16 protein-coding genes are annotated in these 22,125 nt (G+C 58.8%); 11 read left to right on the top strand and 5 right to left on the bottom strand.

Annotated features, from left to right (window positions below):
- Window positions 1–168: 168 nt before the first annotated feature.
- From HK20_RS10235 to HK20_RS10230, 3 genes are all read right to left on the bottom strand, one after another.
- Window positions 169–1,758, bottom strand: coding sequence for a 2-isopropylmalate synthase (locus HK20_RS10235; protein ID WP_086646968.1), 1,590 nt, complete (start codon window positions 1,756–1,758; stop codon window positions 169–171).
- Window positions 1,759–1,892: 134 nt separating this feature from the next.
- A complete protein-coding gene (locus tag HK20_RS12990; RefSeq protein WP_158093057.1) occupies window positions 1,893–2,063 on the bottom strand; it encodes a hypothetical protein in 171 nt (56 codons plus the stop codon).
- Between the two features lie 11 nt (window positions 2,064–2,074).
- Window positions 2,075–3,127, bottom strand: coding sequence for a COX15/CtaA family protein (locus tag HK20_RS10230; protein ID WP_179290161.1), 1,053 nt, complete (start codon window positions 3,125–3,127; stop codon window positions 2,075–2,077).
- A gap of 178 nt (window positions 3,128–3,305) precedes the next feature.
- On the opposite strand from HK20_RS10230, the gene HK20_RS10225 reads away from it, so the two are divergent.
- From HK20_RS10225 to HK20_RS10200, 6 genes are all read left to right on the top strand, one after another.
- Window positions 3,306–3,926: a TVP38/TMEM64 family protein gene (locus HK20_RS10225; RefSeq protein WP_233129176.1), complete on the top strand. Its 621-nt coding sequence runs from the start codon at window positions 3,306–3,308 to the stop codon at window positions 3,924–3,926.
- A gap of 135 nt (window positions 3,927–4,061) precedes the next feature.
- A complete protein-coding gene (locus HK20_RS10220; RefSeq protein ID WP_086646966.1) occupies window positions 4,062–5,333 on the top strand; it encodes a multidrug effflux MFS transporter in 1,272 nt (423 codons plus the stop codon).
- 92 nt (window positions 5,334–5,425) lie between these two features.
- The gene (locus tag HK20_RS10215; RefSeq protein ID WP_086646975.1) at window positions 5,426–7,687 is read left to right on the top strand and encodes an ATP-binding protein; all 2,262 of its coding nucleotides are present in this window, start codon (window positions 5,426–5,428) and stop codon (window positions 7,685–7,687) included.
- Window positions 7,688–7,846: 159 nt separating this feature from the next.
- Window positions 7,847–8,380 carry an adenine phosphoribosyltransferase gene (locus HK20_RS10210; protein ID WP_086646965.1) on the top strand — a complete coding sequence of 178 codons (534 nt, stop codon included), beginning with the start codon at window positions 7,847–7,849 and terminating at the stop codon, window positions 8,378–8,380.
- A 152-nt stretch (window positions 8,381–8,532) separates the two neighbouring features.
- The gene (locus HK20_RS10205; protein WP_086646964.1) at window positions 8,533–10,767 is read left to right on the top strand and encodes an FUSC family protein; all 2,235 of its coding nucleotides are present in this window, start codon (window positions 8,533–8,535) and stop codon (window positions 10,765–10,767) included.
- 49 nt (window positions 10,768–10,816) lie between these two features.
- Window positions 10,817–12,115, top strand: coding sequence for a glycerate kinase (locus HK20_RS10200; protein ID WP_086646963.1), 1,299 nt, complete (start codon window positions 10,817–10,819; stop codon window positions 12,113–12,115).
- 11 nt (window positions 12,116–12,126) lie between these two features.
- Here the strand turns inward: HK20_RS10200 and HK20_RS10195 are convergent, their stop codons facing one another.
- A complete protein-coding gene (locus tag HK20_RS10195; RefSeq protein ID WP_086646962.1) occupies window positions 12,127–12,759 on the bottom strand; it encodes a uracil-DNA glycosylase family protein in 633 nt (210 codons plus the stop codon).
- A 29-nt stretch (window positions 12,760–12,788) separates the two neighbouring features.
- Window positions 12,789–14,255, bottom strand: a complete 1,467-nt coding sequence (locus HK20_RS10190) for a PLP-dependent aminotransferase family protein (RefSeq protein WP_086646961.1) — start codon at window positions 14,253–14,255, stop codon at window positions 12,789–12,791.
- A gap of 146 nt (window positions 14,256–14,401) precedes the next feature.
- On the opposite strand from HK20_RS10190, the gene HK20_RS10185 reads away from it, so the two are divergent.
- Genes HK20_RS10185 through HK20_RS10165 form a run of 5 tightly spaced genes read left to right on the top strand, consistent with a single transcriptional unit; the run spans window position 14,402 to window position 21,528 of the window.
- Window positions 14,402–16,834, top strand: a complete 2,433-nt coding sequence (locus tag HK20_RS10185) for a TonB-dependent receptor (RefSeq protein ID WP_158093056.1) — start codon at window positions 14,402–14,404, stop codon at window positions 16,832–16,834.
- A gap of 12 nt (window positions 16,835–16,846) precedes the next feature.
- Window positions 16,847–17,902: an amidohydrolase family protein gene (locus HK20_RS10180; RefSeq protein ID WP_086646959.1), complete on the top strand. Its 1,056-nt coding sequence runs from the start codon at window positions 16,847–16,849 to the stop codon at window positions 17,900–17,902.
- Window positions 17,903–17,908: 6 nt separating this feature from the next.
- Window positions 17,909–18,955: an ABC transporter substrate-binding protein gene (locus HK20_RS10175; RefSeq protein WP_086646958.1), complete on the top strand. Its 1,047-nt coding sequence runs from the start codon at window positions 17,909–17,911 to the stop codon at window positions 18,953–18,955.
- A 10-nt stretch (window positions 18,956–18,965) separates the two neighbouring features.
- Window positions 18,966–20,252, top strand: coding sequence for an MFS transporter (locus tag HK20_RS10170; RefSeq protein WP_158093055.1), 1,287 nt, complete (start codon window positions 18,966–18,968; stop codon window positions 20,250–20,252).
- A gap of 4 nt (window positions 20,253–20,256) precedes the next feature.
- Entirely contained in the window at window positions 20,257–21,528 is a 1,272-nt protein-coding gene (locus HK20_RS10165) for an acyl-CoA dehydrogenase family protein (RefSeq protein ID WP_158093054.1), read from the top strand.
- Window positions 21,529–22,125: the final 597 nt, after the last annotated feature.

Below are 22,125 nucleotides of genomic sequence, written 5' to 3'. Positions count from 1 at the left end.
AGGCAAACAAAAGGGACCCCAACGGTCGCTTTGGTCAATATATTTGCACGGATTAACGGGGCATAGCGAGGCAGACAAGCCCTCAGTTCATAAACTTCCGCATAATTTTCTTATGCGGCGGGGTATCTGCCTCGTTATATGGGGGCGCAGGCCCCCAATGGGCGCTGCTCAGGCGGTCAGGGCTTCAGGCGCGGTGCGCGCACGTTTGACCAGCAGCTTGTTCAGGGCGTGCACGTAGGCGCGCACGGCGGACACAACGGTATCTGCATCCGCGCCCTGGCCATCAACCAGCTTACCGTCTTCTTCCAGCCGGACTGTGGTGCGGGCCTGTGCATCCGTGCCTTCCGTTACCGCACCAACGCTGAACAGCGCCAGACGGGCCTCATGCGGGAAGGCCAGACGCAGCGCGTTAAAGGCGGCGTCTACCGGCCCGTTGCCCGTGGCATTGGTCTGCACGTCCTTGCCATCGACCTGAATGGTCAGGTCCACTTCGGAAGGTTTGCCCGAGGTGGATGTCAGGCTCAGGGCTGCAAAGCGGATATGGTCGTGGTCACGGGCTTCATCATCAACCAGTGCGACAATGTCATCGTCGTAAACGACCTTCTTGCGGTCAGCCAGATCCTTGAAGCGGGAGAATGCTTCGTTCAGGCGGGTGTCATCCATGTCCGCATAGCCCAGCGCCTTGAGCTTGTCGCGGAAGGCAGCACGGCCCGAATGCTTGCCCATAACCAGAGAAGAGCGGCTCCAGCCCACGCTTTCGGGGGTCATGATTTCATAGGTTGCGGCGTTTTTCAGCACCCCGTCCTGATGAATGCCACTTTCATGCGCAAAGGCGTTGCGGCCCACAATGGCCTTGTTGGGCTGCACGTCAAAGCTGGTAATGGTGGCCAGCATGCGGGAGACCTTGAGCAGGTCGGTGGTCTGGATGTTGGTGGTGTAGGGGTACTGGTCGTGGCGTGTGCGCAGTGCCATCACAATTTCTTCCAGTGCGGCGTTCCCTGCGCGTTCCCCAATGCCGTTAATGGTGCATTCCACCTGCCGTGCGCCACCGCGCAGGGAGGCCAGCGTATTGGCAACGCCCAAGCCCAGGTCGTTATGGTTATGGGCAGAAAAAATGACCTGATCCGCACCCGGCACACGTTCGCGCAGCATGGAAAAGATTTTTTCCATGTCTTCGGGGGTCGCGTATCCGACCGTATCGGGCACGTTGATGGTGGTGGCCCCGGCCTTGATCGCGGCTTCCACGCAGCGGCACAGAAAATCCGGGTCGGTGCGGGAACCATCCTCGGCGGACCATTCCACGTCATCTGTCAGGTTACGTGCGGCGGTGTTGCCGGTGGTAATCAGGTCCAGAACGGTTTCCGGTTCCATGCGCAGCTTGTACTTCATGTGCAGCGGGGAGGTGGAAATAAAGTTGTGGATACGCTTGCGCTCTGCCGGTGCCAGTGCCTCGCCTGCCGCAGCAATATCCTTTGCTCCCCCACTGCGTGCGAGCGCGCAGATAACGGCCCCCTTGGTGTGGCGGGCAATTTCGTTCACGGATTCAAAGTCCCCCTTGGAGGCAACGGGAAAACCCGCCTCGATCACATCCACACCCAATGTTGCCAGAGCTTCGGCCATGCGCAGCTTTTCGGCCAGGTTCATGGAAAAACCGGGGGACTGTTCGCCGTCACGCAAGGTGGTGTCAAAAATAATGACACGCTCAGCCGTCATGCGGCCAAAGGATGGGTGATTGAAGCTGGACTGATCAGCAGACATGAAAAATGTTCCTGAATTGACTTTGGTCTGGCGCTGCCAAAGGCTTGTCACGCCTTATGTTTGCCTGTGCTGCACACAGGCGCTCTCACTTGCAAAATCCCCTGGGCGCGGCAGCACATGGCCACCCGGATCGCTCAGGGGCTGATAAGTCGAAGGAGAAGGTCCAGACGAAAAGCCACGCCGCCCTGAGCCGCTGTTACGCGGGTCTTGAGGGAATCGGACATGAACCGGTCGGAGATCATGCCCGGTAGAATACCGTCCTGTTTTGTCAGCGCAACAGGAAAATGACCGGCGTGGGAAATCATTGGGCTCTGCTTCAGCCCTGCGGCCTGCCACGGCGCAGGGTGTGCAGCACATACAGCATGACCCCCAGCAGCACGGCGGCAAAGGTCTGGTGTACGGCCCCGGCCCATACCGGCACAACCAGCAACAGGGTGGTAACCCCCAGCGCATACTGCACCAGCACGGCCCAGCCGAGCAGAATAATGCCGTTTTGCGCCTGTGGGCCAAGCCCCGCACCCCGCCGCAACCCGGCCAGTAGCACCGCGCCAATGCTCAGCGCGGTCAGGGTGGCCAGCAGGCGGTGGTCAAACTGGATGGCGGCCTTGTTGACGATCCAGTTCATCCACAGGGGGGAAAGCTGGGCGTAGTCAGCCGGAACAAGGTGCCCGTCCATGAGCGGGAAGGTGTTGAACAAAAAGCCCGCATGGGTGCCCGCCGTAAAGCCGCCCGCAATAATGGTGATGCACAGCAGCCCGATGCTCAGGCACGCCAGACGCCGGGTGAGTTTGACACCGGGCGTAAAGGGCGTGGGTTCAGGCTGGGGCCAGCGGATGGAAAACGCAGTCCACAGAATGGCCCCATACAGCAGCAGAGCGGCACTCAGATGCAGCACGAGTCGTACCGGCTCAACCGCCGTGCTGTTGGCCCGGAAGCCCGAGGCCACCATAAACCAGCCAATGGCGCCCTGAAGCGCTCCGAGAATGAAAAACACGAACAGGCGCACGGCAAGGCGGCGGGTGATCATGCCCCGGACAACAAACCAGACCAGTGGTGCCAGCAGCACCAGCCCCATAAGGCGGCCCCAGAAGCGGTGGATCCATTCGGCCCAGAATATTTTCTGGAATCCTTCCAGCCCGAACCCTTCATGCTGGAGGTGGTACTGGGGAATGGTCTGGTACAGCGCAAACAGCCGCTCCCACTCTGCGTGGGACAGGGGCGGGATCATGCCGCTCACGGGCTGCCAGTCCATAATGGACAGGCCAGAGCCGGTCAGGCGGGTCACGCCGCCAATGGCGATCATGCCCAGCAACATGAAACACAGAAGGAACAGCCAGCCCGAAATCAGGCGGCGGTGGGCAGGCGTCATGTCTTGCTGGCGCTGGGGCGTGGTGGGCATGGCACTCTTTTGCGCTTGGGTTAAACTTTATGGCTAGGGTTTACAGCCAGCTTGCGGGCCGCGGCAAGAAGATGCTAGCGCCCAAGGGATGGAACCAGCCACTCCTGCACCGGAGCAGCCCGCCAGGGTCGTGTTCAAACCTTTGCTAATGCTGCTTATTCTGGTGGTGGGGGCAATCGGGTTGCGGCATGTGCCTGCCCTGGAGCAGGTGCTGGGCAGTACGGATATGCTGCGCGCGGGCGTGGGCGGTCGGCTGGTGTTTGTGGCAGGGGCAACGGTCTGGTGTGCTTTTGGGCTGCCCCGGCAGGTTGCCGGCTTTGCCGCAGGGCTGACCTACGGTGTGGCCGAAGGGCTTGCCATGATCACCATAGCTTCTACATTAGGGTGTGTGGCCGGTTTTTTGTGGGCCCGCTGGGGTGGTCGTTCATGGGCGCAGGCTCGCCTTGGACCACGGTTTGAAAAGCTGGACGCGTTTTTAACCCATAAGCCCTTCCTGAGTATTCTGACATTGCGCCTGCTGCCTGTTGGGTCGGCCCTGCTGCTCAACCTGCTCGGAGGTGTGTCCGGTATGGCTGTATGGCCATTCTTTGCGGCAACCCTGCTGGGTGCGCTGCCCCAGAACGCCGTTGCGGTGCTGCTTGGGGCTGGTGTGCAGGTGGGGGCGGCTTGGCAGTATGGCGCGGGGGCCGGTCTGTTTGCCTTTTCTGCCGTGCTGGGCTGGTGGCTGTGGCGGCACGCCCGTATTGCCCGGGCCAGTGCGCAGGGCTAGGCCCGGAGCGTTGTGTGCAGGCAGGCCGCCGGTATCTGCCTGTTATGAACACGGCCCTGTTCCTCAATAGTTTTTCCATTATGGGATGAATTTTTTGCGGCACTTATCTCATTCGGCACACCCGGAGGGCCGGGTATGACGTCTTCTTCCTCATCCCCCACGGCGCAGGGTACGCCGGGGCCGGCTTTTGCACAGGGTGTGCCGGGCTGGCTGTCCCTCCTGCTTGGGTTCCTGACTGCTGTTGGGCCTATTTCTACCGATATTTATCTGCCCGCCTTCCCGGCCATGGAGCAGAGTTTTCATACCAGTGCGGGCAATGTGCAGTTTACGCTGGCCATCTGGTTTGTGGGGCTTGCCATAGGGCAGTTGAGCGTAGGGCCGCTGGCAGACCGGTATGGCCGGCGCATGCCCCTGCTGGTGGGGAACGTGCTGTATGCGGTGGCGTCTGCCGTTTGTGCATTTGCACCGGATATTACGCTATTTTCCGCTGCCCGGTTTGTGGCGTCTATCGGGGCGTCGGCCAGTCTGGTTGTGCCCACCGCATGTGTGCGTGATGTGGTGTCCGACCGGGCGGCGGGGGCACGCATGATGTCCCGCCTGATCATGGTCATGGGGGTGGTGCCTATTCTGGCGCCCATGCTGGGTGGTCTGGTGGTGGAGTTTGTGTCGTGGCGGATTATTTTCTGGGCTTCGGCGGTGTACGGGCTGGTCTGTGTGGGGCTTGTGCTGTGGGTCCTGCCTGAAACACTGCCTTACCAGAAGCGCCAGAGCCTTTCCCCCATGACCCTGCTGACCCGCTACGTGGGCCTGCTGGGGGATAGGGGCTACAGCATTTACGCCCTGATCACGGCGTTTTCGACGTTTATGACCTTCAGTTACCTGACTGCAGCACCGTTTGTTTTTGTGCAGCTTTTCCACTTTTCGCCATTGCATTTTTCCATGCTGTTCGGGGTCATGTCCGTGTTCATGATCGGGGCATCACAGGTGAATGGCCTGCTGGTCGGGCGGGTGGACCCGGCCCGTCTTTTGCATGGTGCTGTGGCCCTGTCGGTTCTGGGCACGGTGCTGATGGTGGGTGTTAGCGTGTGGGGTTGTTGGTACGCGCCTGTGGCGTACAGGCCGTATGAGGTGTGGCTGGTTATTGGGACCATGGTCATAGCCCTTGCGCCAACGGGTATTATTTTCCCCAATGCGATGATGATGGCTCTGGCCGACCATCCGGCTCAGGCGGGGGCGGCATCCGCCCTTGCAGGCACGTTGCAGTACGTGCTTGGCGCACTGGCCGGGGTGCTGGTGGGTCAGTTTGCCGCCACATCTTCGTTACCAATGGCTGGCTGTATGGGCTTTGGTGCGCTTATGATGCTGTGTATGCATACATTCCGCCCCGCTTTGCATGATGTTGCCTGATCCTGCATGGGCAGCCATGCCTTGCCCGGTTAAGATCAAGCTGTCATGCCCACGGGGATGGCAGGACACAAATAATGGGGGGCATGCCTGACATGCTACGGCATCCAGCAAGACGGGCTCATATTCTGGCTCTTATCGGGGCTGGTGTGCTGATTGTGACCTTTGGTGGCATTGGCATAGAACTCGGGAACGACATGGCCCGCCATGGCAACCTGGACCGCCAGAGCACGGCCGCAGGTAGTTATTTGCGCGGCGTGCACCACGCCACCAGCAATGCCCGTATCTGCCATTATGCCTTTGAGGCAGAACATAACCCGGCTGATGGCGAATGTTACCTACAGGCCATTACCCAGCTTTCCGATGCCCGCGCAGGGTTTGACGGCTTCCGCTCCGTGCAGCTACGTGAAGGGAGCGGGCGCAAGGAAGTGCTGGGGGTGGTGGAAAAACAGCTTCAGACCATTAGCGCATGGCCCCGATCGGCCGAGGCCATGCCGCAGGGCGGGGCTGCCCTGCTGGCCACACTGGACCAGAACCTGTCTGTGCTCAGCCGCGCCAGTACGCTTGATCAGGCGGACCGGGTTGCCAATATGCTGCGCAATACAAGCTGGCAGCGCAGGCTGGCTGTTCTGGGTATTCTGACTGGTGTGCTGAGCATGATCTCGGCAGGCTGGGTGCTGGACCGCTCCTCCCTTGCAGCAGCACGGGCCGAGGCATCTTCGCGTGATCTGGCGTTGCGGCTGCGCGCCACGTTGGACAGTCTGAGCCTTGGTGTTGCGGTGTTTGGTGCGGATGGGCGGCTATGGCACTGGAACGAGCAACTGGCCACGGTGCTTGGTCTGGGCAAGGATTTTTTGCACACTGGCCTGTCCTACAATGCCCTGAGCGGCATGCTGGTCGTGGATGGCGTGCCCCTGCTGGAACCGTTTGAACATATTGAGAGCAGCCTGTCCAAAGGGGAGCTGGCACCGCCGGTTGTGGTGGAGTGCAAGGGCGGCAATGGCGCGGATCTAGAACTGTGCCGCACGCTGTTCTTTGCCCCCGATGGTGCAGCCGAACGGCGCGGGTTTGTGCTGACTGCGGCAGATATTACCATGCGCCTGCGCAGTGAGCGCGCTCTGGGCGAGGCACAGAAGCTGCGTGCCCTTGGCCAGTTGACCGCAGGCATTGCCCACGACTTTAAAAACCTGCTCACGGTTATTCTGGGTAATCTGGAACTCGCGGCGGAATATGATCAGCCGGATCAGGTGGAGCAGCGGCAGGAATACCTGTCCGCGGCCACACATGCCGGGCATCGTTCCGAAGCGCTGACCGGGCAGCTCCTCTCCTTCATGCGCAGGCAGCGTGGGGCACCGGATTCGTTGCGGCTATCGGACCTGTTCTCCTTTCTGGGTGGGTTGCTTGGGCGTGTCATCGGCCCGCGTATTGTGGTGGAGTGCGGTGTTGTGGCCGATGTGTGGCCTGTCCGCGCAGACCCTGCCCAGCTGGAAAGTGCCGTGCTTAATCTGGCCATCAATGCGCGCGATGCCATGCCTTCTGGCGGGCGGCTGCGCATTACGGCGCGGAATGTCACGTTCTCGGTCAATGCTGACCTGATGGGCCTGCCGGTGGAGGAAGGGCGCAGTATCCGTGTTGTTTCCGATGCCTCCCCCCTGCCTGCGGGGGACTGGGTCCGGCTGGATGTGGTGGATAGCGGTTTTGGCATGACGCGGGAGGTCATGGACCGCCTGTTCGAACCGTTCTTTACCACCAAGCGCGAGGGAGCGGGTACCGGCCTTGGCATGGCCATGGTTCTGGCTTTTTCCCAGCAGGTGAATGGCCGGGTTGTGGTGGCAACGGGGCGTGGCAGCGGGACCGAGGTTTCGCTGTGGCTGCCGCGCGCCATAACGGCCAGCGCCGGGGCGGAGGCCACGTCAGCCGAGGCCGTGCCCGCTTTGGCCAGACCCGCCAGCCCGGCCCCGCAGGCGCAGGCACGCAGCCTGCAGGTGCTTGTGGTGGAGGATGATGCCGCCATACGCGATATTGTCGTGACCATTCTGAGCATGGCAGGCCACAAGGTGCTGGAGGCGGGGGACGGCGAACAGGCGTTTGATACAGCCGCCGGGGTGGAAGGTACGCTTGACCTGCTGGTGACCGATATTCAGCTCCCCGGCCCGCTGGACGGGGTTACCCTCTCGCGCGTGCTGGTGGAGCGCTACCCTGCTCTGGCCGTGGTGTATATGTCGGGCGACCTGACAGCCGATTCCCCCCCGCCGGAGGGGAGCGTGCCCAATGTGCGCCTGCTGGCCAAACCTTTCCGCCGCGATGGGCTGATGGAAGCCGTAACCGCGGCACTGGGTGCGCGCGCGGGGGTCTGACCAGCCGGATATTTCCTTGCGGAACGCTCCCGTGCGGGATAGAGCGGGGCCGGTTGCCTCAGAACTGTTCGCCGGCGGTGCTTGACCTATGGGAATAAGGCAGGATGGAAAACGCGCTTCCACAACGCTGGGCGCATGGATGAAGGATTGTCAAATACCATGACGGGACGTCAGGATATCGACCTTAAGGATTACATCCGTCACATTCCCGATTTTCCCAAGCCGGGTATTTTGTTCTACGATATTTCAACCCTGATGCGGAACCCCGACGCATGGCAGATTGCCATGGGCCGCCTGACGCGCCAGATCGCTCCCTTGCAGCCCGACCTGCTGGCCGCAGTGGAATCCCGCGGGTTCCTGACCGCCGCCCCGATTGCCGACCGCATGGGCTGCGGCATGCTCATGCTGCGTAAAAGCGGCAAACTGCCGGGCAAGACAATCTCGCACACCTATGAGCTGGAATATGGCTCCGACACGCTTGAAATTCAGGCTGATGCCGTCAAGCCCGGTCAGCGCGTTGTGGTCATGGATGACCTGCTGGCAACCGGTGGCACGCTCGCTGCCTCCATTGACCTGTTGCGTAAAGCCGGGGCCGAGGTTGTCGGCGCATCCGTGCTGGTTGAACTGACAGGCCTTGGCGGCCGCGACAAGCTGGACACGACTGTAACAAGCCTGCTGTCCTACGAAGACTAAAAGCGGACGACGTTTTTTTGTATGCCATGTCCTGTGCGTAACGCTGGGTGCAGGACAGGGCATACGAGGTGTGAATACGCTTTTGGGCTTCTTTGGGGTAAGAAGAAGCAGATGGCAGTCTCTCTGATCAGTCCTGACCGGCAGAACGCGGCATGAAGGCTGCGGCGTTTTCATTTGGCCAGTTCTGTCAGGCCTTCAAAACCATTGTCCGGCAGGCGCTCGAGGGGGGAGGCCCCCCGCGTGACCTGAGCAGGCTGCGCTGGCTGTTTGCCCCTAACCTGCTGTCTTTCGGGTATGCACTCCGGACCACCATATCGTCCCTTATAGCCCTTGGCATTGCCCTGTGGTGGGAGTTGGGGAGCCCGCAATGGGCCGCCCTGACCGTGTGGATGGTGGCACAGGGCACGCGCGGCAAGTCCATTGCCAAGGCGCGGTGGCATATGTTTGGCATGGTGGTGGGCACATTGTGTGCGCTTATCCTTGTCGGGAGCATGCCGCAGTCCCCGCTGCTCTATATTTTCTGGCTTGCGGTGGGTATTGGCGGGTTCTGCTTTGTGGGCACCCTGCTGCCCGGCCCTGCCAGCATGACCAATTACCGTATTCATGGCATGCGGGCCTCGGGTTTTACCTACGCCATTATCGCGCTTGATGGGGCTGCCGCCCCGGACCAGATTTTCCATATCGCCATGGCGCGCGCCACGTATATTACGCTGGGCATTGTGGTGGAAACCACCATATCCTCCCTGTTCCAGTACCGGCTTGGCCTGCGGGCCAGAAACAGGCTTGCCACCAATTTTGTGCAGGCACTTGATGGTGCCGTGCCAGCACTTGTGCGCCTGCTTGGGGGGGACCGCCGCGCGGTTGCCAATTCCCCCGACGTGTTCACCACCATTGTTGGCCTGAGCGATCAGGTCGAGTTTGCGGAAGTGGAAATGGGCGAGCACCAGCACGAGGGCGACCATGCCCGTGCCGCCCTTGCCGCCATAGCCGTGCTTATGTCCCGTGGGTTGGACCTTGGTGCCCTGCTCTCCATGCCTGAAAGTCAGGGTAAGGAGTATTTGCAGGTTGCACAGCAGGTGGCCGGGTTTTTAAAGACCATTCCCCAGCGCCTGACGGATGAGTCGCCTGTGGCCCCGGTCCTGCGGGATCTGACCGCCCTGCGCGCCACCTGCACCCAGCTTGCGGCGACCTGCCTTGAGCAGGAGATGATAGCGGCCACCAACCCGCCTATTGATGTGGCACAGGAGAGTAGCCTCTCGCGTGAGGGGCAGTTGCTCCACAAGCTGGGTGCCATTCTGGATGAGTTGCAACAGGCCATTGAACAGTTCGAGATGAGCCGCAACCCGACGCCGCATGACCACTTCAGGTACCCCATGCGCAGTTACCGGGACTGGCGCATGGCCTTTACCAACAGCCTGCGGGCATCAGTCACTATTTTTGCTTCGGGGCTGATCTGGATTACAACGGGCTGGACCGATGGGCTGACATTCATGATGTTTGTCTCCATTGTCTGTGCCCTGTTCTCCACGCTGGAGCAGCCTGCACTGGCCACGCAGGCGTTTTTGCACGGCACGATTTTTGTTGTGGGCATGAGCGGGCTGCTCGATCTGTGGGTCATAGCCCAGCCAACAATCTACGAAACACTGGCCCTGTGTCTGGCCGTGCCCATGCTGGTGGGGGGGCTGGCCTTTGCGTGGCCCCCGCTCATACTGGCGGCAGTTGCGTATAACCTGTTCCTGCCCATTCTTATCGGCCCGATGAATCAGGGCCGGATGGACGAAATCCTGTTTTTCAACACCGCGCTGCCGCTGTTTCTGGCCATGGTTTTTTCCATGTGGATGTACCGGCTCTTCCTGCCGTTTGACCCGGATGGCCTGCGGTGGGACCTGCGCGTGAGTATTCTGCGCCGCCTGCGTAGGCTGGCCCAGCACCGTGCCGCCCCCCCCATGACCGAAGTGATCGGCCGCGGGGTGGATGGCTTTGTCCGGCTGGCATCCATGACAACAGATGATGGCAACACCTACGTGCGTGACCGGTATGTAAGCGGTGTGCTCTCGGGCATGACCATAGAGCTTAACCTTTTGCGCCTGCGCGTTATTCTGGGGCGCAATATTCTGCCTGCTGATGCCCGGCACGCCACACAGGCCATGATGAACCGCATGCAGCAGTTTTCTGGCCGGTATGGTGGGCAGTATGGCCGCACAGCACGGGCAGCGGCTCTGGCGGTGGAATACCTCTCGCGCATGGAGCAGGCCGAAACCAACCTGTCCGTGCGCGAGGAAATGCTGCGTGTGCTGGCCAGCCTGCATGTGATTGCAACGGAACTTAAAGAAAATCAGGCGTTCTTTGACGCATCCTCCCCTTATCTGGACAAGGCGTTTACCTGAACGCAAGGTAGGCCAGTTACGGCGGAGCCGGTCATAAGGGAGAAACATCATGCCAGATGCAGGAGTTGCATGGGATAACGCGCGGGCCAGAACCCTGCTGCGCTCCATGTTTGATGCCGCCGTAGCCAGCGCAGACCCGTTTGTGGTGCTGGCCAAACACCTGCCCCCCAAACCCAAAGGGCGCTGCATTGTGGTGGGGGCTGGCAAGGCCTCGGCGGCAATGGCCGCAGCCCTGGAAGCCGCCTGGCCCGATGTGCCGCTTGAAGGTGTGGTGGTCACGCGTGACGGGCATGCCGCCCCGACCCGGCATGTGCGTATTCTGGAAGCCTCCCACCCTGTCCCCGATGCCCGGAGCGAGGCAGCCGCCCGCGCCATTATGCATGCCGTAACGGGGCTTGGGCCGGATGATCTGGTGATTGCCCTTGTATCAGGCGGGGGGTCGTCCCTTCTGGCGTTGCCCGCGCCGGGGCTGACGTTGGAAGATAAGCGCCTTGTCGGGCGGCAACTGCTGCATTCTGGCGCGACCATTACGGAAATGAACACCGTGCGGCGCTACCTGTCCGCCATCAAAGGGGGGCGGCTGGCGCAGGCTGCCAGCCCTGCACAGGTGCTGACACTGGTGATCAGTGACGTGCCGGGGGATGATCCATCGGTGATTGCCAGCGGGCCAACCGTGCCGCCATCAGGCACGGCAGCGGATGCGCTGCGGATTGTGGAACGGTATGGGCTGGACCTTTCCCCCACTGTGCGGGGGGTGCTGGAGCAGGCTGTGGCAAACCAGCAGGACCATAAACCCGTAGCGGACCCGCGCAACCGTGTGGTGCTGATTGCCACCCCGCTTATGGCGCTTATGGCCGCAGCAGATGTTGCGCGGCAGCAGGGCGTGACACCGCTTATGCTGGGTGATGCACTGGAGGGGGAAAGTCAGGTTGCCGGTATTCTGCTGGGTGGCATGGCGCGTTCCGTGCATGCGCATGGTCTGCCCGTTCCCTCGCCTGCGGTGCTGTTAAGCGGGGGGGAAACAACCGTGACCATCCGCGCGGGGGAAGGAGCTGGCAAAGGTGGGCGGAATACGGAGTTCCTGCTCTCCTGCGCGCATTTTCTGGGTGGTGAGAGTGGTATCTGGGGGCTGGCAGGTGATAGTGATGGCATAGACGGCACGGAAGATGCCGCCGGTGCCATTTTTGCGCCCGATACACTGGCCCGTGCAGCGCAGTCAGGCTGTCTGCCTGAACCATTCCTGCGGAACCATGACAGCTACAGTTTTTTCAAGGCGGTGGATGATCTGCTCATGACCGGGCCAACGCTGACCAATGTCAATGACATCCGCCTGCTCCTGATTACCTGAAAAATCCGGGCTTAGTCCTGCAATGCACGGGCGACCTCGCGGCGCAGGGCGGGAAGAACGGTTGCCCCGAATGCGGGTGTGCGCCGTTCCCACGCCCCTGTGCGCCATGATGGATGGGGGAGGGGGAAGTAGGTAGGCAAAAACTCTTCAAACCGCATAACCCGGTCAAACACCCCGCCTTTGCCCAGCACATAATTCTGCGCATAGGAGCCTACCAGCAGGGTCAGCCGGATATTGGGCAGATGTTCCAGAATGCGTTTGCGCCATAAAGGCGCACATTCCGGCCTTGGGGGGCGGTCTCCCCCTTTTGGCAGCACGCCGGGGTAGCATAGCCCCATGGGTACAATGGCGACTTTTTCCGTATCGTAAAAAAGGCTGCGGTCCATGCCCAGCCACGCCCGCAGGCGATCGCCCGAGGCATCGTTAAAGGGGATCCCCGTTTCATGGACCTTGGTGCCGGGAGCCTGCCCCGCAATCAGCAACCGTGCGCGGGGGGAGATATGGAGCACCGGGCGTGGCCCAAATGGCAGGGCATGGGCACAGGCCGAGCAGGCGCGGACCTGCTGGAGCAGTGCGTGTAACTGGTGGTCCGTTTCTGTGTGCGCCAGAATCTGGGCTCCTGCTGGTTCCGGGGTGGGGAGCATCTCTTTGTCCCGGAATGGGTGGGTGCTTTTTATGTGTGGTTGGAAAGTCTGGAAAAAAGGGCTGGAATGTCTTCTTCCGATATTTCTCCATAACCATGGGACACAAGGTTAGGCAGGTCCGGCAGGCCCGGGTGGGAGCGGCTGCTGGCTGCGGCATAATTACCGGGGAAGCGGATTCCTGCTTTTTCCGCCTCGGTCAGGAAAGGCTGCACCTTGCCGAACCCACCGGGCAGGAACCAGCTCAGGCGGGGGGCATGCTCTGTGCCGCAGAATTCCATACGGCCAAAAAACCGTTCCAATGCGGTCATAAAAACCTCTCTGCGGCGCATCATAACCACCCGTGTACGGCGCAGGGCATTGTCCAGCTCGCCCGAGTCCAGCATGCGGGCCAGAGCTTCCTGCTCCAGCCAGGGCAGACCGTTCCCCGTAAGCAGCTTGGCTTCCAGCACGGCAGGCAGGAAGGCCCAGGGGACGACCAGATACCCAAGCATCAGCCCGCCACCAAGGCAGGGAGCAAACAGGCCCGCATGGAGCAGGTTGCGCCCCCCTGTAAGGGAGAGAAGGGAGGGGAGCGGTTTTTTTTCAAACGAGAGCAGGTCATACATCGCTTCTTCAAACACAAGGCAGCGGTCCTGCATGGCCAGTGCTGCAATATGTTTGCGACGCGGCAGAGAAAGCGTGACATTGGTCGGGATGTGGCACCCCGGATTAACGCATAAAAGGCGTGCCTGCTCGGGGGCCAGATCAGCCAGCTTGATCCCCTTGCGGTCAATTGCGCCGTTGATCACGTGCATGCCCAGTTTTTCGTATAACTGGCGTTTTCCCGGGTAGCATGGGTCTTCAAGAATCACATGGTCGCCGGTTTTAAGCAGGGCATGTGCGATAATGGAATGCGCTTGCTGTAGCCCCGTAACAATAATGATCTGCTGCGGGTCAATGGTGACGCCGTGGCGTAAATGCAGCCACCGGGCCAGCGTTGAACGCAGGAAGGGGAGTCCGGCATTGGGCTGGAATTCTCCCCCCCGTTTCCAGTTATCGCGCAGCAGCAGGCGTTCGATGGTTTTTTGCCATGCGGGAAAACGATAAAGCGGCATGTTGCTGCCAAAACCGAGGTTAAAGACTCCATCGGGTGTTTGGCGTTCCTGTGCCGGGTCTCCAATAAAAGCCTGACCGGGCCATGATGGCTCCCCAAGGGATGCGGCCGCGGCACCGCGTTCGTTCCCCAGCTGCGCAACGGAGCTGGTGCTGCATGGTGGTGTGGGGTGGATGAATGTCCCGCGTGAAGGGCGCGTCTGCAAATACCCTTCCGTTTCCAGATGTTCAAAAACAAGCACGACCGTATTGCGCGATACGCCCCAGCGTACGGATGCCTCCCTTATGCCCGGTAGAGGGGTGTTGGGGCGCAGCATGCCAGAGGCAATAGCGGCAATAATCTGCCGCATAATCTGTTTTTGCAGCCCTTCGCGGGCGTTGCGGTCAAGCTGGGGCACAAACATGCGGGCCTACTTTCATGCGCATATTGCACTATTTAATATCGTTTAAACCGTACCCATAAAAATTATAAAAGCCGTCACTGTCGTAAAATGCAACGAATTAATACTAATCAAAATAGTAAATGGTTAAAAACAACGCGGCGTGGAACATGATTTACCCTTCCTCACTCTCGGCTCCCCGGTCCTTCCTCTCCCTTTCGGGGCGGGCTATGGCCTGCCTGTCTAGGCGGAACCGGCTTGCTTGCGCCGCTTTGCCATCCCTGATCCTTGCATCGGGTCTTGTGGCGTCCGCCACATCTTCCGCCAAAGCCGAAACACAGGGCAAACCTTCAGGTGCCAAAACTGCTCCGGCTCCTGCCAAGGGCGGCAAGGCCAGCAAAGTGGGCAAGGTGGCTTCTCCTGCGGCATCAGGCGGGCTGGAGACCGTTATGGTCACAGCTAACCGGCGCACGCAGGATATTCAAAAGGTTGCGGCCACCGTTACGGCAATCAGTGCAACCACCATCGCCCGGCAGCATCTGGATAGTGCAGCCGATGTGGCCGCTTTTGCCCCTAACGTGCTGGGGTATAATTTTGATGGTCGCTTGCGCCCCCGGTATTACATCCGTGGTGTTGGCAACGGGAATGTGGCCAATAACGCCATTGGTGCCGTGGCGGTTTATGCGGATGATGTGTATCTGAACAGCCTGAGCTTTCAGGGCTTCCCGCTGTTTGATCAGGCGCAGGTTGCCATTCTTAACGGTCCGCAGGGCACCCTGTGGGGCAAGAATGCAACGGCAGGGGCCATACAGTTTACCTCCCGCCGTCCCGAATTTAAAAAAGAGGGTCACGCACAGGTCGATTTTGGCGATTATGGTCAAAAGCGGGGTGAGTTTGTTATCAACACCCCCATTACCGCCAATACGTTGACCACCCGCCTGTCTGTTCGGCAGGAAAATTCGGATGGCTGGGCAAAAAATGCCAGCACAGGCAAGGATGTCGGTAATTTTGGTGACTTTGCCGCCCGCTTTCAAACGCTCTGGCGGCCATCGGATGATCTGGAGTTTCTGCTGAATACGCATGTGCGTGACATGCAGAGTTCCAACGTGCCTTACTATAGCGCTTCGGGTACGTCGGTATATTCACCGCTTAAAACATCAAGCAGGGACTGGACCAATTCCAACGTCAACGGGCGTCAGGCCCTTGTGTCGGAGGGGGTATCCCTGCACACAACGTGGCATCCGGGGCATGGGCTGACCTTTACCTCCATTACCGCGTTTGAAAACGCACAGCGCCGCCAGACTGGGGATGGAGATTACACACCCCTTGAATACAGCAGGTCTTATGACAAACTGCACCCTGTGCAGGTCAGTCAGGAGTTTCGCCTTGCATCAGACCCACACCAGCGGATCGCGTGGATTGCAGGCGCTTATTATTTTCATGAAACCCTGAACGACCACTACGCGACTGCAACGCTCCCCCCCGGTGCGCCTACAACGCCCGCCATTATTGGCCAGCCTGCCTTTACATCCACACAATACCGGCAAACCACAGATAGTTTTGCTATTTTTGGTAATACAACAATCCATGTTGTGCCGTGGTTTCAGGTTGCTGGTGGGGTAAGGTGGACGCACGACCACCTGCGCCTTGATCTGGACAGTGTTCAGGCAAGGTCTCCGGTTTCGTTCGCGGGGAATGCGACAAACTGGTGGAATGCCCAGAACGTTCTTTCACCCATAACGGGGATTGATAGTTACCATGGGGGCAAAAGCTGGTCGAATGTCAGCTTTGATGTGGAGCCACAGTTCCTGATTGGAAAAAATCAGATGCTCTACGTGCGTATTGCTGATGGTTATCGTTCAGGCGTGTTCAATACCCAGATTACTCCCAACCCGGTTAACAGGGGGGGCACGCCGTTGCAGACAGCGCGGCCGGTTAACCCCGAAACCCTGACATCCTACGAAGCCGGTTACAAAGGAAGCTGGTTTAACCACCGCCTGACCCTGAGTGCAGATGGTTTTTACTCAAAATACGACAATATCCAGACCTCTTGGACCGCAACGGATGCCGCAACAAAATCAACCATTATTTCGCTTACCAATGCCGCATCCGGGCGCACTTTGGGGGGTGAGTTCTCCTTTCAGGCCCGCCCGATTGATGACCTGACGATATCTGGGAATGTGGGTGTTCTCAGAACAAAGTTTACGGACTTTACCGCCCCCACCGGTGCAACCAGCCTGAAGGGTAACGAGTTCGCCCGTGCGCCACACCAGACAGCCAATATTTCGGTGGACTGGAACTTCCGTACCGGTATTGGCAACGGCAGCGTTGGCACGCACTGGAACTATACCGGGCATTATTACTACCTCGTTTCCAACGAAAAAGCATCTGCCCTTCAGCAATCATCTGTCTGGTTGGGGGATGTTCATGCCTCCTTCCGTCCGGGGAACAGCCGGTGGGAAATCAGCGGGATCGTCAACAATATTACCGGTAACCGTTATCTGGTGCAGGTGCTGCCGTATTCCGCAACAAGCCAGACATTTACTTACCAGTACAGCAATCCCCGCATGTTCCTGCTTTCGGCCCGTGTGGACTTTTTCTGAGGAGAGCACGTCATGACAACTCATAAGACTGTAATCGACCTGCACTCCCACTGGTTTGCACCTTCCACACTGGATATTCTTGGGCGCCGTGCGGAGGCACCGCGTATTGGCCGTCAGGGAGATGAACTTGCCATCTGGCGCACGGGGGCGGGGGCAGGCAAGGGGGGAGCATTCCCCCTTGGTGCGCAATGGTACGATTTGCAAACCCGACTGACTCATCTGGATCATGTAGGGATTGCGCACCAGCTTTTATCCTGGCCAACAACACTGGGGGTAGATGCAGCACTCCCCTTTGCGGATACGCAGGACCTGTGGACGCAGTGGAATAACGATACCGCCGCTCTTGTGGCTCAGCACCCGGACCGCTTTAGCGCCGTGGCGGCACTCAGCACGGATAATCTAGTCTGGTCTGCCAAAGAGCTGGAACGCGGGCATGAGCAACTGGGCCTGATCGGGGGTGTGTTGCCTGTTAACGGGTTTTTCTCCCGTCGCTCGGCAGAGGCCTTTCGGGGGATATTCGAAGTGGCTCAGGCGCATCGCAGCCATATTTACCTGCATACGGGGTTTGCCAGCCCCAAGGTTCATGGCCAGCCCCCCGATATTCTACATGATGACAACGAAGCCCTGCGCTGGGTCATAGACAACGGGTTCTGCTTTGCATCTGCCGTTGCAACGCTGGCGTTTACGGATTTTCTGGCTCCATTCCCCGATGTGACAATCCAGATAGCCATGCTGGGTGGCACGGCACTGGGGGCGCTGGCGGCCGAACAGGCAGTAGTTTCCCCCCGTGTGCAGGCTGGTCCGCTGCGTGAGCACTTTAAGCAGATATGGCTGGATACGGGGGCAGCAGGCAGTGGAACGGCTGCTGTTGCCGCAGCCGTGCGGGTTCTGGGGTCGGAGCGCATTGTCTTTGGCTCGGACTATGCCCCGGTGCCCGATATTGGGCCTACGCTTGAGCGTGTGCGCGCGGCAACGGCGACAGACCCCGATGGACAGAAATCAGTTCTTTTTTGGAATGCACAGCAGCTTTTGGCACGCCATGGCGTGCAGGTTGCCCCACAGGAGTAAAAAGCCATGACCCGTCCGGTTATTCATTACACCCGTTGCCCGTCTGTGCCGACCATTAGCGCATTGGCAGAAGCTTGGGGCACGCTGCGGGCTGAGTTTGCAGAAGAGCACGATGTTGACATTGTTTTTCAGTCCGTAGGGTTTTCACCCAAAACGGAATACGATCACAAAGATCGGTTCTGGCTCCGCAATGCCGGGCATGCACCAGCCATATGGAAAAAAAGCCATGGCGTGGACTGCAAAGTTGTGGGTCTTGCTTTTCTGGATGGCCGCTACCCGGTGTTGAGCCTCCATTCTTCCGGGCTTGCACAGCCCGCGGCCCTTAAAGGCAGGCGGCTTGCGGTGTTTTACAACCCCGATAGCCCGTTTGACCTGATGATTGCACAACAGCTCAAGATTTATCAGACCACTCTGGCCACTGTCGGGCTGGGTCTTGATGATGTGGAACTGGTGCGTATTCCACGCACTTTTCCACCACGCGGGGAGCGGCAGAGTTTTCTGCTCGCGGGTTTTCAGTCAGCTTTGGCCGCATTGGAGGAGGGTATTGTGGATGCGGTGGCCGCATCTATCCCCCCCGATGGTGGCCTCTACCCACGCCTGAATGTGGTGTACGACACCCGGCTTGCCCCGGACCTTATCTCGCGCGTGCATCCTTCCGTGCTGCGTGGTCTGGTGGTCAGCACGGCGTTGATTGAAGAGCAGCGAGACCTGCTGGTGCGCATTGTGGCAACGCTTGTGCGCACGGCAGAGCGGGCGGCAACCCAGCCGCTGGATGCCCTGCGGGCTTTGGCAACCGATCTGGGGCAGGCACCAGAAAACCTTGCCGCAGTGTATGAGAACATCGCGCAGGGTATCCGGCTGGACCTGAATGATGATTATGTTGCGACGCTGGATGCGCAAAAAACCTTTTTGCTGCGTCAGGGGCTGATCAAAAAAGACTTTGATCTGGAAAGCTGGATTGACCGCTCAATTCTGGCAGATGCCACGGCCCTTGCGCAGCGAGCCCCCCAAAATGCTGCGGTTTTCGAACAGACGCACCCTCAACCGGTATGAGGATACAGCCATGTCTTCCACTGCAACCACACTCTCTTCAGTTACCCCGCACGTGACAAATCAGCCCACTGTGGCCGGCACGGCATTGTCACGCCATCCAGCGCTGGTGCTGCTGCTGGCAACGGGTACGGTTTGCGCCATGGATAATATGGTTCTTTCCGGATTGCTGACACCAATCAAGGCGGATCTCCATCTTTCGGATGCTGCTTTTGGGAGTGTATCCTCCGCCTCCACACTGGCGGGTATTCTGGGCGCACCACTTTTTGCAGTGCTGGCAGCACGGTTTAGTCGCCGTTCCGTGCTGGTCGGGTCTATTGTGCTGTGGAGTCTGGCATCGGCGGGTAGTGCGCTTTCTACTGGTCTGGCAACACTGGTTTTGTGGCGCACACTTACCAGTTTTGGCATGGCTGCCTATCAGGGCATTGTGCCGGGCTGGCTGGCTGACCTTTATAACAGGAAAGAGCGGAACTTCGTTTTTTCTCTTTTCATGTTGCGTAATAAGCTCGGGTCTGCGCTGGCTTTTGGTGTTGGGGGGTGGATTGCAGCTCACTCCAACTGGCATCAGGCATTTTTTCTCACTGGTCTGCCGGGTCTTGTTCTGGGCTTTCTGTTACTGTTTGTGCCTGAGCCGGTTCCGGGTCAGTCTGACGGTCATGTACCCGCGGTGGAGAACAAGGTCAGCTGGAAACAACAGTTTTCTGTTTTTCGTATTGTTCCCTACACCACACATCTGATCGCTCTAAGCCTGTTTTTTTCCGGCACAATTACCGCGCAGATGTGGCTTCCCGCGTTTTTGCACCGGGTGCATGGTCTGGATAACCTGCATGCCACGGGCTTTGCGTTCTCAGCCCTTATGCTCACCCTTCCGGCGGGGCCAGTGGGTGGGTGGTTGACGGGGCGTTATCTGGCCGGGCGCACGGGGGCTATTGCCGCATCCCTTGCTGTTAGCGCGCTCTTGGCTTCGGTTTTGTTCACTATTGGCTTTACGGCATCTTCCCTACGCGTCTGCGAAGTTTTTTCCCTGCTGGCCATTGCATCCTTTGGTGCCACGGCAGGGAGCCTGACCACGCTGCTGGTTGAAACTGTGCCTCCGGCTTTGCGCACTATTTCCGGTTCGTTTGGCGCGATGGTTGCTGGTGGAGCATCAGGGCTTTTTGCCCCATGGCTTCTGGGTCTGATTTCCGATCATGCGGGTCTGGCACAGGCCATTCTTATTGGACCGGCTTTTTATGCAGCATCATCCATCTTCTGGATCTGGCTGGCAGTTCACGCCAAAAACGACTCAAAGAAAGATTGATCTCATGACTTTCATCGAAAAAAACACAAGCTTTCCTGCTCCTCGTAATGATCTTGTGCGTGCCACGCGCCCGCAGGCAGTGGTGCCTTACCCACAGGACTGGGTAGATGCTGCGCAAAAACTTGCGCATGAATTTGCCGAAGGTGCTGTTCAGCGTGATCTGGATGGCGCAAGGCCCGTTGAGCAGATCCGCCGCCTGCGCGAAAGCGGGCTTGTCAGCCTGCTATACCCCAAAAATCTTGGGGGCGGTGGAGGTTCGCTCCGCGATGCGGCACAAAGTGTGCTGGAAATTGCCAAGGTGGATGGTTCCACCGCAGCACTGCTTGGGTTTAATTACTATAACTCCCTTGTGCCGCTGCTAACGGACTACACCGGTGCGAATGATGATGTTGTGCGCCATGCCGCGAATAACCGGTTTTTCTGGGGTAATGTCACACAGTATGTAAATAAGGAGTTTGTGGCCGAACACCACCCGGATGGCGGATTTACAATTACCGGAACCAAAAAGTGGAACACGGGTGCGCCACTGGCAGAAATTACAACAGTGCTGGCCATTCACCCCGATCGAGATCACTATATTTACGCTGTAATTCCTACAGCGCGTGAGGGGTTGGAGTTCCATAATGACTGGGACCCCATTGGTTTGCGCGGTACGGATTCAGGCACCATTACCTTCCATAATGTGCGGATTTTTCCAGAAGATGTCCTGCATTGGGGGCACAGCCCGGCCCAGACCGGCCCCTTGCCCTTGTGGGCCAGCTTTGGTGCCATTTTTTATACGGCTGTGTTCATCGGCCGCACGCTGGGGGCTTTGGAACATGCGCGCAAGTGGGTGCTGCAAGGGCGCAGGCAGGGCAGCTTTGGGGGTGTCAGTATTTCGGCGGATGACCCGTTCATTCAGGCTGAATTTGCTGAATACTGGGTGCAGGTTCAGGCGGCTCAGGCGTATTTTGAGAGAACCATTGCTTTTGTGCAGGAACAATGGGACCGGCGCTCCTCCCTGACGGAAGAAGATTATGGCGCTATTGCGCTGGAAACGCTCTCGCTCCGCACTTTTGCCGCACGCACGGCTTTGCATATTACACCGCGTGTTTTTGAGTTGCTGGGGGGGCGTTCAACCGCACGGGAAGCAGATTTTGACCAGTACTGGCGGGATGTCAGAACCCTGTCTTCCCATGACCCGGAAGTATTGGCCCGCCGCGTAATTGGCAAGCATGTCCTGCATCAGGACCCTCTGGTTTTCCCGCCGCATTTCAAGCAGGATAAAGCTGGTTAAAAGAACACTTGGAGTTTTTTCGGTCCACTTTAGGTGTGTGACACTCTTGGAGTGGACCGAAAAACTCTTTGATAAAATAATAGTTTTTAGAAATAATTTTTCATTCACTCCATGTGTGGAGTATCTATGGCCTTCCTGATCTGGGGAGCCATAAGAATAATCGTATGAAGGAAGAGGTCTGGATCCTTCGCGTGGGGGTAATGATCCTCATATAAGATGATCATTCCTATGTTTTTATATTTCAAATCTTTATGGCATTGTCGCGCCTCATGCAGGGTGGGTGACGAGATGCCTTATCCAGATACATGCTGTACAGTACAGCATATATCTGATGCAAGATGGTCTTGGGCCTCCTTCTCCCATTCTCTTTTCCTTTGCTCCAGCGTGTTTGTGCTGGCTTTAACCCGCCCGTTTGGATGTCTGGCAAACAGGGGTGTGTAGCCCTGCGGGATATAGGCGATGCCGTAAAGGGCAGAACGGAAGTCTGTTGCATCATGGTTGTTTGTATAAGTGCTGGACAGAACCACGAGATAGGTTTGAACAGTGCCAGTGCCAGTGCCAGTGCCAGTGCCAGTGCCAGTGCCAGTGCCAGTGCCA

The organism is Acetobacter sp. DsW_54 (assembly GCF_002153575.1).
Taxonomy (GTDB): Bacteria; Pseudomonadota; Alphaproteobacteria; order Acetobacterales; family Acetobacteraceae; genus Acetobacter; species Acetobacter fabarum.
The sequence above is the reverse complement of the archived record's forward strand: the minus strand, read 5'-3'. Positions and strand labels throughout refer to the sequence as shown.